We start from the raw sequence: 14,616 nt of genomic DNA, 5'->3' as shown, positions 1-14,616 counted from the left end.
GGTATGGCTTCTACACCAAGCATCCAACGCCAATCATTTGCACCATCAAAACCTTTTAACAACCAGTTAGATACAAAGGCGATCAAAATACCGAATACCAACCAAAATTGGTAAAGTCCGCCAAGCTTTCCACGGTTCTCCTTAGTTGTAATTTCAGAAATGTAAATAGGAGCGGCAACCGAAGAAATACCGACACCTACACCACCAATGAAACGGAATAGGGAAAATGAATATGGATCTTGCGCCAAGGCAGAGCCAAGTGCGGAGACCAGAAATAGAATACCTACCCATAACAGCGTTTTCTTACGCCCTAGGTTTTTGGTGGGAATGCCACCAAAAAGAGAGCCTACTACGGTACCCCAGAGCGCCATACTCATGATAAAGGTGCCATGAAATAAAGGTGATGTGTTCCAAATTTGTTTAATGGGTTCATTGGCACCGCTGATGACAACGGTGTCAAAACCAAATAAAAATCCTGCGAGGGCCACGGTAATTGACCAAACGATAATTCTGTTCATTGTTGAGTGTTAAGTTGTACTTAAATATAATAAATGAAAACCGTTAATTCTTAATCTTTAAGAACAAGAAAAAAATATAAGATTTGGTAACTTGTGGTCATCTAAAAATGAAACAATGAAAGATTTAAAAAATAAAGTAGCGTATATAACAGGAGGCACTAAGGGAATAGGTTTTGCAGTAGCGCAAACATTATTGGGTCAAGGCATGAAAGTGGCCATTAGCGGTAGGTCTCAAGAAAGCGTAGATCAGGCGTTAAAAGATTTTAATAACGATGATGTTTTAGGAATTGTATCTAATGTCGCTAAACTTTCAGACGAAGAAAATGCCGTAGCTAAAATAACGGATAAATGGGGACAAGTAGATGTTGTTCTGGCAAATGCCGGTGTTGGTAATTTTGCACCCATAGATGAAATGACCGAAGAACAATGGCATCAAATGATAGATGTAAACCTTAGTGGTGTTTTTCATACTCTAAAGGCATCTGTAGCGTCCCTCAAGAAAACAGAAGGTTATTATATTACCCTAGCAAGTTTGGCAGGTACCAATTTCTTTGCTCAAGGTGCTGGGTATAATGCTTCAAAATTTGGTGTGGTAGGCTTTACACAAGCTGCAATGTTAGATCTTAGACAGTACGGTATAAAAGTATCTACCATAATGCCGGGTTCTGTAGCAACACATTTTAACCATAATGAGCCAGGTGATAAAGATGCATGGAAAATTCAACCAGAGGACATTGGTGAATTGGTGTTAGATCTATTGCAGATGAACGAAAGAACCTTACCTAGTAAAATAGAGGTAAGGCCAACAAGACCGGACAAGAAATAAGTTTAGACTTCTTTTTCAGTAAAAGGAATGTCGGCATTACAGATTTCTGTAATTAACTGACCAAGTATCTGCTCGAAATCAGAAATGACCTCATTGGTAATAAGGTGATTTTTGGGTCCTCGGGCAGTTTCTTTTTGTGCGAACAGCAACGTACCATCCGCAAAATTCTTTAAAGAGATAATACCTGCTTGAATGGTTAAGTTATCTGCAGGATGCATTTTAAAAAACATTAATCCGTAGCAAAGCAATTGAAAAGCCTTGCTAAACTGATAATCTTCCGTAAGTACGTCCCAATCCATTAGTTCAACATTTCGTCGTTCTACCTTGCCTGTTTTGTAATCTATGATACGGGTAACGCCATCAAATTCATCAACACGGTCTAATTTTCCTTTTAATGTAATGGGGAAGTCCAATCCGGCAATTTCCAAGGGTACTGATAGTGACTGTTCTAGTGCAATTATTTTAATGCTATGGTCTTTAATAGCGGTTATTTCCGCATCTATAAATGTTTGAATATACTTGAGGATGACATGAAAAGAAATATAGTTTTTACCAGAACTGATGTGCCCTTCCTTGTACGTTTTTTCAAAGTTACGGGCTACCGAGGTGGTTACATTTTTACGGATATCGTTTAAAGACTCTTTCGTAAGGGTTGTGCCAACTAAAGGGGTGTACAACTCTTCTAAGCTATCATGGACAATAGTACCAAAAGTATTGGGGGCAAGGGTTTCTTCAACCTGCACGGCCTCATTGATGTTCAATAGATTCTGCTTATAGAAATCAATTGGGTTTCTAATGTAATTACTCAATGAACTTGGTGAAAACCCTTTTCTAGCTTTTTCCTGAATAAGTTCTAGTAAGCTCTTTGTTTTTTCAACTTGTTGTATATTTTTGGTAATTGGCTGTATAGTGGGTGTGGCAATGAAAGATTTTATATCCGTTCTATTGTCGTCGGTCAATAATTGGGTAATTAATCTGCTACGTTCACCACCTTCCAAGGCATCTGGTTCTGTATTGTAAAGAATATATACGTTTTTGGCGCGTTGCAGTAATCGATAAAAGTGATAGGTATAAACAGCATCTTTCTCTTTGTAGGTAGGTAATCCGTTTTTGATTTTCAGGTCGAAAGGAATAAACGAATTATTAGATTTCCCCGATGGCAATACTCCCTCGTTAACCGAAGTAATAATAATGGTTTCAAAATCTAACAACCTACTTTCCAACATCCCCATAATCTGAATGCCTTCTATAGGGTTTCCTTGAAAGTCCAAAGTTTCTGAACTCAATAATTGGCTGAACAGATGTTTAAGGCTTTTAAGGTTGTTGATATAAGTAAAGTTGGTACAAAGATCTTTTAGTTGATTAAATAAGGTAAAGAATTTATAAAGTTGTTCTAATAACAGGGAATTCTGTTGTACTAGTTCTATAGTTCTAATGTCTTGAACTAGTGCAAGAAAGTTATCCAAGAGCGTGTGGGGGTTATTTTTTACATCTTCAAAAAGTAAGTTAATAGCTGTATTTTCAGGTAGTAGTTCACGTATTTGTGTATTGGAAATGTAAGACCAATTATTTGTTTTGATCTTTGAAACCAAACGCTCTGTAGAGACCTCGTTGGCATCAAATAAAAGAACTGCATACGAATGTGTCAATAGATTCAATAAATGCTTGTAAAACCATCCTTTTTCGGTTTTTTGTTCATGAAACTCTATAAGGTTGGTAAAAAAGCTTGCCAATGTGGTAGATTCCAATTTTTGACCCATGGTAATGTTCGTGGCAGGAATAGTATCGGGTATTGAATTCAGTAACGGATTCAACAGCTCTTCATTACCAAGTACAATTGCAGCGTTACGTAATGCATCTGGAGATTCGTCTTGAATTTTACTCAACAAATTACCAACGTAGTTTACTTGTGAAACATTTTTAGGTACACCAATAATCTCAATATTCTTTTTCGTATTGTAGTAATTGGTGAGTCCTGCCAAGGGTTTGTCCTTTAGAACATTCCAGGTTTTTTGATAGTTACGTATAAAATAACCAGCATCATGTATGTTGTCTTGCAGAAAATAAGGGTCTATGTCCCAATATATTGAGGCATCTGTCTTTTCTAAAATAGTCTGTATAAGAATACTCTCTGCGGTGTTTAGGGCGTTAAAGCCCATAAATACATGTTTTTTAGTAGTGCTATCCAGGTAATTTGGTAATTCAGAAACAGAGGTTTTGTAAATGAGTCCTTGGTGACCCAGTCCTTGTTCTAGCAAACGGTTGTTAAATTGATGATATATACCTTCTAAATACCTCCAGAAATGAAGGTAGTTTTCGATCATTTCAGAATTATCGGTATTTAATGACCAATGGTTGACCTCTTGTATTGCAGCAACATTTTGGTATAAGGTAGATGCGTTGACCAAGTAGCGGTCCACTTCATTAAAATCTTGTAATAGTATTTGTCCCCATTTTAAGAAAGAATCGAAAGATTCTTTTTCATAATCACCAATATTTAAATAGGCGTTATAGAGTTCAAATAATTGTGTAGTAGTATTTGCGGTAACCAGATTGGAAACCTTTTCTATAAAATCTTCTATGCTGTAGATTTCAGGCGCAAGTACGGTCTGGGTAAGTGATTGTGATAATATTTTTTTAAGGAAAACACCGGCACGTTTACTGGGTAGTATAAAAACTACGTTACCCGTATTTGGGTTATTCTTGATTACTTCTTGTACTACATCTTTTATAAAGCTCTGCATGTGGTAAAAATAAAAAAGCTCCGCAATATTGCGGAGCTTTTATTTATTAAAACACTTAGGTTTTTATTAAACTTATTTTACTAAGTTAATTTCTACCCTTCTGTTTTGAGCTCTACCAGCTCTTGTATTGTTTGTAGCCATTGGCTTAGACTCACCGTAACCTACAGCAGATAATCTAAACTCTTCAATTCCTTTGTCTACTAAGAATTCTTTTACAGAAAGAGCTCTTGACTCAGAAAGGCTTTGGTTTAATTTTTCGCTACCTACGCTGTCAGTATGACCTTCAACAGTAAACTTAGCGTTAGGGTATTCTTTAAGGATTGTGATAATGTCAACCATTACAGAAGTAGACTCAGCTTTGATAGAAGATTTACCAGTATCAAATAAGATAGTTCTAGCGTAATCGTTCAATTGCTTTTGAACTTCTTCAGTTACTTCAGGACAACCAGCGTTAGCTACTGTACCAGCAACATCTGGACATTGATCATCTTTGTCAAGTACACCGTCACCGTCTTTATCAGCCCAAGGACAACCTTTGTTTTCAGCAGGACCAGCTTCAGAAGGACAAGCGTCATCTTTATCGGCAACACCGTCACCATCAGCATCAGGACAACCAGCTAAAGCAGGAAGACCAGCTTCGTTAGGACAAGCGTCATCTTTATCAGCAACACCGTCACCGTCAGCATCAGGACATCCGTTCATTTCTTTAGAACCAGCTTCGTTAGGACAAGCATCTTTGCTGTCTTCTATACCGTCACCGTCAGAATCTGGACAACCGTTGAATGCTTCAAGACCAGCAACTTCTGGACAAGCATCATCTTTATCGTAGATACCGTCACCGTCAGTATCAGTACCACCAAATTTAACTGAGATACCAGCTAAGTGTTGGAAATGTTTTACACCGTAATCTTCGAAAGCATGCTTGTAAGAAGATTGTAAAGTAAGACCTAAGTTCTCAGTGAACCAGATGTTCAAACCAAGACCACCGTTTACAGTTCCAGCTCCAATTTCATCAACCCAAGTGTAACCACCACCGATCTCTACGAAAGGATCGATTACAGTTTGTCTTTTGATCAAATCATATTTTATTGTACCATCTATAGCGTAGTGAGATAAATCGTCAACGCTAGTATCACCTAATTTGCTGATTTTGTTAAGAGAACCTCTAGCACCAACAGAGAAACCATCTCCTATTGACTTAGATACTCCTATGTAAGATATAGAAGGTAAAATGTTCCAGTGATCGTTCACATTGAAGAATTCGTTACCGAAAGAACTTACATCCGAAGTTGGATATACGTCAATGGCATTAACCCCAAATTGCACTTGCCAAGGGTTATTCTCGTCTTGCGCTTGTATGCTGTTGATACCTACAACAAGTAGGGCAACCGCCAATAATTTGCTAAGATGTTTCATGTATTAAATTTTAAGTTTAAGTGTTTATTAGCTGCAAATGTAACTTGTTAAATATTATTAACAAAATCAATTTCCTATTTTTTTTAATGCATTTAATAGATTAAATATTGCATTTAAACGATTTTTAGCTCTTTTCCAACCTCCGTAAATGCTTTGATAGCGGCATCTAAATGTTCTTTGGTATGCGCCGCAGATAGTTGTACTCTTATACGTGCCTTGCCTTTTGGTACTACCGGATAGAAAAACCCGATAACATAAATACCCTTTTCTAATAATCTGTTCGCCATATCTTGTGATAACTTGGCATCGTACAACATTACGGGTACAATAGCGGAATCTCCGTCAACAATGTCAAACCCCGCGTTTTTAATGCCTTCTTTAAAGTATGCGGTATTTTCTTGCAACGTATCTCTCAAAGAAGTGTCGTTCTCTAACATATCAAATACCTTTATAGATGCCCCTACAATTGCCGGAGCCAAAGAATTTGAAAACAGGTACGGTCTAGACCTCTGTCTAAGCAAGGTTATAATTTCTTTTTTACCCGTAGTGTATCCGCCCATGGCGCCACCTAGTGCCTTGCCCAAGGTTCCCGTAATAATGTCTATTCTGCCCATTACTCCTTTTTCCTCTAAGGTTCCTTTTCCCTTTTCGCCTATGAAACCGGTGGCATGGCATTCATCGATCATAACCAAGGCATCATACTTATCGGCCAGATCGCAAATTTGATCTAGCGGAGCTATAATACCGTCCATAGAGAATACACCGTCAGTAACAATGATTTTAAATCGTGTGCCGTCTTCGTTTGCTTTTATCAACTGCGCCTCTAGGTCTGCCATATCACTATTGGCATATCTATAACGTTTTGCTTTACATAAACGAACACCATCTATGATTGAGGCATGGTTCAACGAATCTGAAATGATTGCATCTTCTGCAGTAAGTAAAGGTTCAAATACGCCGCCATTGGCATCGAAGGCCGCCGCATACAAAATGGTATCTTCGGTACCGTAGAAATGAGCGATCTTTTGTTCCAAAGTTTTGTGAATATCCTGGGTGCCACAGATAAAACGAACAGAAGACATACCAAAGCCATGCGTATCCATAGCATCTTTGGCCGCTTGTATAACTTCTGGGTGAGATGAAAGGCCCAAATAGTTGTTGGCGCAAAAGTTTATTACCTCTTGTCCGGTGTCTATTTTAATAACGGCATCTTGTGGAGAGACAATAACCCGTTCTTCTTTAAAGAGACCGTCGTTTTTAATGTTCTCAATTTCTTGCTGTAAATGTTGCTTGATTTTTCCGTACATATTCCTTTATATATAATCTAATTCTATTTCTGTATTAATGTATACAATAATTTTATGATCGATCGTGTAGCCCATATTTGAAAAACTCTGGGCATATGCATTTATCTGTTGATGATATTTAGGGCTTTGTTCCCCGGTTTTATAGTCAATAATGGTAGCATGATTGTTTTTTAAAACGACCCTGTCCGGTCTTTGAACATTACCATCGGCCAATAATAGGTCTCGTTCATTTAATACCTCTACATCGTTTTGGTAAAATTTCGTCAAATTTTTATGAAAGATGACCTTTTTTACAATTTCCTTAATACCGTTAACTTCTTGTTCTTTGATCAATCCTTTTTGTAGCGCCATTTGTACAGCTCTATCTAAATCGGCCGTAGTGTAGATAACGCTTAATATATAATGTATTACGTTACCTTGGTTAAGGGCTACATCCAGACCTTCGTCCCATAAAGTACCTGCCAGGGCAAGAATCTTAAAATCTGGTCTATCTTTATTGGTATATATATAAGGTATAGTTAACTGGTCTGTACTAGATTGCTGTTTAGAAGCTTTTGGCATAAATACGCCAAAGTCATATGTTAGTTTATCTTGTTGATATTCCCCAATACTTTTAAGGAAATGAATGAATAACCCAGAATAGTAATTGGTATTGTGTTCTCCTTTTTTATCAAGTTTATTGGCACTTATAATATATAGGGCATTGACCGCTCTGGTAAGAACTACATATAATAGGTTGAAAGCATCTAATTGTAATTTCTGATGGTCTATTTCATACAGCAAAGATTCCAATTCGCCATATTCTTGAACTTCTTGCTTTTTATTGATAAGTACTTCTGAAAAACCAAGAAACTCTTCTTTGTTTACCGGAAGCCATAATTTAGGGTCAATTTCTTCGAACACATTTGAATCGGCATACGGAAAAATAACAACCGGAAATTCTAGTCCTTTAGATTTGTGAATGGTCATGATCTGTACCGATTCCATATTTTCTGGTGTACTGATACTTGCCGAGTTTCCTTTCTTGTCCCAATAATCTAAAAACGATTGCATATCTGAACCATATTTTTGTTCAATGTCAAAAACAAGGTCCATAAAAGCGGAAAGGTGTGCGTCTGAAGTAGGAATAAGGTCAAAAGTTTTAATGGCATAAGCCAATCCGTCAAAAACCGATGCTTGCCTTAGCTTAGAAGCATTGAACCCGTATGCTTCCAATAAATGTTCATCTAGCTTTTCTAGGTTTTCAAAGATATATGCATGTTTGTCTTTTTTTCCTTCAGATAGAAAATTCAAAATCTCATATTGGATCTCTAGCTCCGTAGGCTGGACCATATACCGAATAAGCTGCACCAAGAAAATAGCTTTGGCACTTTCACTGAGCAGTAATGAATCTGAAGAAACAACGGGTATTTCATGCTGCATTAAAAAATCTGCCAGTACCAGGCCATGCTTTTTCTTTCTTATGATAATACAGATGTCACTATAGGTATACCCATTTTCCAGGCATTGTTGAATTGTTGCCAACGTACTTGCTGCGTACTCTTCATCAGTATCTTCTTCCAATAATGAGATTTGTACATAGCCACCTTCTTTTTGGTTGGTTTCTTGTGTGTTGCCAATTTTAAAGAATTCTTGGTAAATGTCGTTTTCTAAAAACGGACTAATACTTTGAAAGAAGTTATTGTTGAAGTTAATGACTTCTGAGTAGCTTCTATAGTTTTTGGGTAAGGTAACAAGATCGGATTGTACTGTAAACGGATGGCTTTGGTGTGTTGCCAATTCTAGAAATTGTTCTGCTTTGCCGCCACGCCATCTGTAAATGGCTTGTTTGGGGTCGCCAACCAAAAATAAAGATCCGGTACTACCAAGTTCATCTTCGCCCTCCATGGCATTGCCGATCAACGGAATAAGATTTTCCCATTGCATTTGCGAAGTATCTTGAAATTCATCAATAAAATAATGACGGTATTTTTCGCCGAGTCTTTCGTAAATGAACGGAGCTGGTTGATCTTTGACCTCTTTGGCAATAAGTGTATTAAATTCTGAAATAGACAATTGGTCTTTTTCTTCTTGAATGATTTTCAGCTCTTTTTGAATAGCATTTAAAAGTGCAAAAGGAACAATGTTTCTATTGATGTTTGAATATAACCCCCTTTTGTAAATAAGCTCTTTTATGCCTTGATAGTTATGAAGTAATTGTGGAGCTAAATCATCTGGTACATTTTTAACCGTTGCTTTTACTATTTTTCCATCAGTTAAATTATCCCCTAGTTTATTATTGTAAAGTTGGGTAGGCGTAAAGTTGCCGGCAATTATCTTTTTAAAGTGGTTAGGCAATGTTTCCCTGGGGAAATCTTTAAAGTCTAATCCAGATGCAGTGATAGTAGCTATAGAAGCGCTGGCAAGTTCAACAATACGCTTCTCCAGATTTTTGTTTTGTTTTTTTAGATGGCTTTGTAATTTTAAGAAGTCGCTTAATTCAACATCTTTTAATTGTTTTAAATGTTCTGCGTTGTTTTCGTCGAATATGAGCTTTCCTATTTTTAAAAGATCAAATCCAATATCCCAACTACGGTCATCTTCAATTTTTTCAAGGGCAAAATCTAGCAGTACTTTGGTAAATTCAGGATCTTCGCCTGCTTTACTGATTATGCGCTCAACCGCTTCTTGTAATAGTAGGTCCACATCTAGTACCACTTCAAAATTCTGAGGAATCTTTAAATCTTTCGCAAAGGTTCTAATAAGCCTATGGGTAAACTTATCAATGGTAGAAATGTCAAAAAAAGCGTAGTTATGCAAAATTTGCTTTAATCGCAGTTTACTTAGGGCAGGAAGTTCTTCAAAGGTATAATCGGTTTCATTTAATATGTCGTTGAATAATGGATTTGCATTTTCAACAGACGTAGTGTTGGCAAATTCGAACAAACTGTTCAATATTCTGTGCTTCATTTCATTTACCGCTTTATTGGTAAATGTAATGGCCAATATCTTTCTGAAATTTTGAGGAGAAGCCAGTATAATTTTCAAGTATACCTTGGCAAGGGCATAGGTTTTGCCGGATCCCGCAGAAGCATTGTATATGGTAAAAGAATTACTTGACACAGATTTTTACCGCAAATTAAGGAATCCTGTACAGTTCTTAACAAATTATTACGTGAATATAAATGTTAAAATCCGTAACTTTGAAATACTATTAATATTAATCTAAAAACACATAAATTATGGCTTTTGAACTACCAAAATTGCCTTACGCTTATGATGCTCTTGAGCCTCATATTGATGCTAGGACTATGGAAATACATCATACAAAACATCACAACGGATATACAAGTAAGTTAAATGCCGCTATTGAAGGTACAGACTTGGATGGTAAATCTATAGAAGATATTTTAACTGGTTTGGATATGAGTAACGGTGCTGTTAGAAATAATGGCGGTGGATTTTATAACCACTCATTATTCTGGACAATTTTATCACCAAACGGTGGCGGAAAGCCAAGTGGGGAATTAGCAACTGCAATTGATAGTGCTTTTGGTTCTTTTGAAGAATTCAAAAATAAATTCACTGCAGCGGCAGGTACTAGATTTGGTTCTGGATGGGCATGGTTATGTGTTCATGAAGGGGGTAAAGTAGAAGTTTGTTCTACTCCTAATCAAGACAATCCTTTAATGCCAGGTGTTGAATGTGGAGGACAACCTATCTTAGGATTAGATGTTTGGGAGCATGCATATTACTTAAATTACCAAAATAAGAGACCAGAATATATTGAAGCTTTTTTCAATATCATTAACTGGGACGAAGTATCTAAAAGATACGCTAGTAACAAATAAGATAGTATAGTAATTCCTAACTATCTTGTAGGAAACCACTTATGAAATTTTCATGGGTGGTTTTTTTGTTTTTAAAATAGAAAAGGGCGGAGAAGTCTCCACCCTTTTCGTCCCAAATCTTACCATAAACTTAACCTACTTATGCTATGGCGAGACTAAATTACTGGTATTGAGTAAATAAAAAAAGGATTTTTATGAAAAAAATCAACTTTTATTTATGTGCTGATGTTTTTACAGGGGTGGGCTATAAGGGGTAACTAGCTGTTTTATAAGCCAATTGGTATAAAATAAAAAGACGAAGCATAGCTCCGTCTTTTCCCCAAATCTTACCATGAACTTAACCTACTTATGCTATGGTCCTGTAAATATATATGTGTTCATTGTTTTATTAAAAGCTAATCGTTGTACTTCACAAACTTAGGTTGTATTACTGGAATAAAATATTGAGGATGTTTTTTAGTGTTGAGGATGCAATAGAAGTTGGTGTAAAATAAAAAGACGAAGCATAGCTCCGTCTTTTCCCCAAATCTTACCATGAACTTAACCTACTTATGCTATGGTCCTGTAAATATATATGCGTTCATTGTTTTATAAAAAGCTGATCGTTGTATGTCACAAACTTAGGTTGTACTACTAGATTTAATAATTATGGGTGTTTTAAGCATTTTGGTTGAGATAGCAATTGGCATAAAATAAAAAGACGGAGCATAGCTCCGCCTTTTTCCCCAAATCTTACCATGAACTTAACCTACTTATGCTATGGTTTCGTAAATGTAATAGGCTTGTTAAGAAATATAAAAGGTATTGGCTGAACGTCTTTTAATAACGTTAAAGAGGCTAATGTGAAGAATTGGATTACAATACGGTGGTCTCCTAAATGTCCCAAAATAAAAAAGGCGGAGAAAACTCCACCTTTTTTGCCCCAAATCTTACCATGAACTTAACCTACTTATGCTATGGTAGCTTTAAAAGTAAAGAGGGTTAAGCCAATTCGACCATCCAGTCGATAAAATACCATTATCATCGATGAAATACATGAATTGAATGTATTTCATCGAAATATTATTTAATATGCGCGTTCATTGTTGCCTTCATAGAAATTGATAAATGCTCTGTTGACCACTCTATTTCCACCTGGGGTAGGGTAATTACCGGTAAAATACCAATCTCCCAAATTTTTAGGACAGGCTTCATGTAAGTTTTCAATAGTTTGGTAAATAATAGAAACTTCTGCGTTTATCCCTTCAGGACTTAATAGTTCTCCTGTTTTCTTAGAAATTTCCTTGGCGCTAAAAGGAGCATAGAATTCTTTCACGTAGTTAATGACGTCATTATCATGGCTATTGACTTGGGTCAAACATTTTTGATAGATTTCTTCCACAATATGCATGGAGTTATTGTCTTCATGCAAAGCCAATGCTGCTTTAAAAGCTATAAAGTCCTCTAATTTTGCCATGTCTATACCATAACAATCCGGGTATCTAATTTGTGGTGCCGATGATACCACGATTATCTTCTTAGGTGATAGCCTATCCAATATTCTTAGTATACTCTTTTTAAGTGTTGTACCACGAACTATGCTATCATCTATAATAACTAGGTTATCACCTTTTTTTACAGAACCATAAGAAATGTCATATACATGGGCAACTAGATCATCCCTACTACTATCTTGCGTAATAAAGGTTCTTAGCTTGGCATCTTTAATGGCTACTTTTTCAATTCTTGGACGAACCTCTAGTATTTCATGAAGTTGCTCGCCGGTAATTGCAGGACCTAATGCAAGTATTTGTTCTTCTTTTTTCTGGTTCAAATAGTTTTGGGCCTCTTTTACCATACCGTAAAAAGAAGTTTCTGCAGTATTTGGTATATAAGAGAATACAGTGTTCTTGATATCCTCATTTATAGATTCCAATATCTGTGGAAATACCAATTTACCTAAAGCTTTACGTTCTTGGTAAATCTCCTTATCACTACCTCTAGAAAAGTAAATACGTTCAAAAGAACATGCTTTGCGTTCTTTAGGTTCCTGAATTTGGTGAATGGCACTGGTACCGTTCTTTTTAATGATAATGGCGGCACCAGGGTCAAGTTCTTTTACCTCATCATAAGGTACGTTGAATACCGTTTGTATAGCAGGTCTTTCTGAGGCCACTACAACAACTTCATCATCCCTGTAATAATAAGCGGGTCTAATACCACTAGGATCCCGCAAGACAAAAGCATCACCATGGCCTAACAAACCTGCCATGGCATAACCACCATCAAAATTCTTGGCGGCCCTTTTTAATATCTTGTAGACCTTTAAACGTTCTGCAATAATGGGCGAAGCTTGTTGTTTGGTATATCCTTCTTTTTTTATCTGCTTATATAGTTTAGCAACGGCATCATCAAGGAAATGACCTATTTTCTCCATTACCGTAACGGTATCTGCCATTTCTTTAGGATGCTGGCCAAGTTGAACCAGGTTGTCAAAAAGCTCATGAACATTGGTCATATTAAAATTACCGGCAACAATTAAGTTACGGTGCATCCAGTTGTTCTGTCTTAAAAAAGGATGAACGCTCTCAATGCTATTTTTGCCAAAAGTACCATAACGCACATGGCCTAAAAGGAGTTCACCTATATAAGGTATGTTCTTTTTTTGCAAGGCAACATCATGCTCATACTCCGGATGCTCTTTCATCTCGGTATTGATACGATCATTAATTTGTGCAAAAATGTCCTGTATAGGCTGTTGCTGACAAGAACGAACACGGCTCATGTAGCGTTCCCCTGCTTTTACATCTAATTTAATGCTGGCAAAACCTGCACCGTCTTGACCACGGTTATGTTGTTTTTCCATCATTAAGTACATTTTATTTACACCATAAAATGCTGTTCCATACTTTTCCTTGTAATACTCTAAAGGTTTTAATAACCGTATTACAGAAATACCACACTCATGCTTAATTGCGTCACTCATTGTTTTTGGTATTAAAAAAACCCCAAAATATTTTGGGGCTAGGGGATTATTGTAATTCTATGTCAAACTGGGTCAATTTTTTGAACTGATGCAGTCTTTCTCTAATTTCTTTTCGGTCTAACTGCAACATTCTTTCCGCTCCAAATTTCTCTACACTAAAGGATGCCAGATTAGAACCGTGTATAATTGCCTTTTTCATATTCTCAAAAGAGCTATCACCGCTTGCTGCCAAATAGCCTGAAAAACCTCCGGCAAAGGTATCTCCGGCACCAGTAGGATCAAATACTTCTTCTAAAGGTAACGCCGGTGCAAAAAAGATCTGGTCTTCATTGAACAAAAGTGCGCCATGCTCTCCTTTTTTGATCACTACATACTTAGGTCCCATGGTAAAAATCTTTTGCGCAGCCTTAACCAAGGAATATTCACCGGTTAATTGTCTGGCCTCTTCATCATTAATGGTTATTACATCTATATGTTTAATAACGTTCATTAAATCATCTAAAGCATTGTCCATCCAAAAATTCATGGTATCCAATACTATTAGTTTTGGTCGCTTTTTCATCTGGTTGATAACGCCCATTTGAACAATTGGGTGAAGGTTCCCAAGCATAACCACATCTGCATCATTATAACTTTCCGGTACAACAGGGTTGAAGTCCTCTAAAGTATTTAACTCCGTTACCAAGGTGTCTCTGGTATTTAAGTCGTTGTGGTATTTTCCTTTCCAATAAAAGGTTTTACCGCCCTCAACAATTTCCAATGCAGAAATGTCAATACCGCGATCGGTTAAAAGGTCTAAATATTCTTTAGGCATGTCATCACCTACAATAGAAATGATAGCTGAATCAACATCAAATTGAGATGCCGCTAAGCCAATATAGGTAGCTGCGCCGCCCAATATTTTATCCGTTTTACCAAAAGGAGTTTCTATTGCATCAAAAGCGACAGTACCTACTATTAAAAGCTTGCCCATAAATGTGAAAAAATTTAAGCTGCAAATATACGATTTT

General features: G+C 36.7%; 9 protein-coding genes. 2 read left to right on the top strand and 7 right to left on the bottom strand.

From position 1 onward, the window contains the following. The coding region (locus QZ657_RS01205; protein WP_291964421.1) for an MFS transporter at positions 1 to 518 on the bottom strand (518 nt) is incomplete at its 3' end. A gap of 115 nt (positions 519 to 633) precedes the next feature. Between QZ657_RS01205 and QZ657_RS01200 the strand changes: the two genes are divergently transcribed. Then, a complete protein-coding gene (locus QZ657_RS01200; protein WP_074670583.1) occupies positions 634 to 1,344 on the top strand; it encodes an SDR family oxidoreductase in 711 nt (236 codons plus the stop codon). Positions 1,345 to 1,346: 2 nt separating this feature from the next. On the opposite strand, the gene QZ657_RS01195 is transcribed toward QZ657_RS01200, so the two are convergent. The 4 genes from QZ657_RS01195 to QZ657_RS01180 all read right to left on the bottom strand — a co-directional run bounded on the left by QZ657_RS01195 (position 1,347) and on the right by QZ657_RS01180 (position 9,913). After that, entirely contained in the window at positions 1,347 to 4,088 is a 2,742-nt protein-coding gene (locus QZ657_RS01195) for a PD-(D/E)XK nuclease family protein (protein ID WP_291964419.1), read from the bottom strand. 72 nt (positions 4,089 to 4,160) lie between these two features. Next, positions 4,161 to 5,504: an OmpA family protein gene (locus QZ657_RS01190; protein WP_291962977.1), complete on the bottom strand. Its 1,344-nt coding sequence runs from the start codon at positions 5,502 to 5,504 to the stop codon at positions 4,161 to 4,163. 113 nt (positions 5,505 to 5,617) lie between these two features. After that, positions 5,618 to 6,811: a glycine C-acetyltransferase gene (gene kbl, locus QZ657_RS01185; protein ID WP_291964417.1), complete on the bottom strand. Its 1,194-nt coding sequence runs from the start codon at positions 6,809 to 6,811 to the stop codon at positions 5,618 to 5,620. Between the two features lie 6 nt (positions 6,812 to 6,817). Next, on the bottom strand, positions 6,818 to 9,913 hold the full coding sequence (locus QZ657_RS01180) for a UvrD-helicase domain-containing protein (RefSeq protein WP_291964415.1): 3,096 nt from the start codon (positions 9,911 to 9,913) through the stop codon (positions 6,818 to 6,820). Between the two features lie 119 nt (positions 9,914 to 10,032). Between QZ657_RS01180 and QZ657_RS01175 the strand changes: the two genes are divergently transcribed. Further along, the gene (locus tag QZ657_RS01175; RefSeq protein WP_291964413.1) at positions 10,033 to 10,641 is read left to right on the top strand and encodes a superoxide dismutase; all 609 of its coding nucleotides are present in this window, start codon (positions 10,033 to 10,035) and stop codon (positions 10,639 to 10,641) included. 1,066 nt (positions 10,642 to 11,707) lie between these two features. Here QZ657_RS01175 and QZ657_RS01170 read toward each other — a convergent pair. Further along, positions 11,708 to 13,606: an amidophosphoribosyltransferase gene (locus tag QZ657_RS01170; protein ID WP_291959715.1), complete on the bottom strand. Its 1,899-nt coding sequence runs from the start codon at positions 13,604 to 13,606 to the stop codon at positions 11,708 to 11,710. 46 nt (positions 13,607 to 13,652) lie between these two features. Further along, positions 13,653 to 14,579: a PfkB family carbohydrate kinase gene (locus tag QZ657_RS01165; RefSeq protein ID WP_058104737.1), complete on the bottom strand. Its 927-nt coding sequence runs from the start codon at positions 14,577 to 14,579 to the stop codon at positions 13,653 to 13,655. Positions 14,580 to 14,616: the final 37 nt, after the last annotated feature.

Origin of the sequence: Maribacter sp. (genome assembly GCA_020629415.1) — a bacterium.
Classification (GTDB): Bacteria; Bacteroidota; Bacteroidia; order Flavobacteriales; family Flavobacteriaceae; genus Maribacter; species Maribacter huludaoensis.
The sequence above is the reverse complement of the archived record's forward strand: the minus strand, read 5'-3'. Positions and strand labels throughout refer to the sequence as shown.

What these genes read in the sequence shown, in the direction of transcription:
- QZ657_RS01200 (WP_074670583.1), top strand. Translation starts at nt 634, where the DNA reads ATGAAAGATTTAAAAAATAAAGTAGCGTATATAACAGGAGGCACTAAG.
- QZ657_RS01195 (WP_291964419.1), bottom strand. Translation starts at nt 4,088, where the DNA reads ATGCAGAGCTTTATAAAAGATGTAGTACAAGAAGTAATCAAGAATAAC.
- QZ657_RS01190 (WP_291962977.1), bottom strand. Translation starts at nt 5,504, where the DNA reads ATGAAACATCTTAGCAAATTATTGGCGGTTGCCCTACTTGTTGTAGGT.
- kbl (WP_291964417.1), bottom strand. Translation starts at nt 6,811, where the DNA reads ATGTACGGAAAAATCAAGCAACATTTACAGCAAGAAATTGAGAACATT.
- QZ657_RS01175 (WP_291964413.1), top strand. Translation starts at nt 10,033, where the DNA reads ATGGCTTTTGAACTACCAAAATTGCCTTACGCTTATGATGCTCTTGAG.
- QZ657_RS01170 (WP_291959715.1), bottom strand. Translation starts at nt 13,606, where the DNA reads ATGAGTGACGCAATTAAGCATGAGTGTGGTATTTCTGTAATACGGTTA.
- QZ657_RS01165 (WP_058104737.1), bottom strand. Translation starts at nt 14,579, where the DNA reads ATGGGCAAGCTTTTAATAGTAGGTACTGTCGCTTTTGATGCAATAGAA.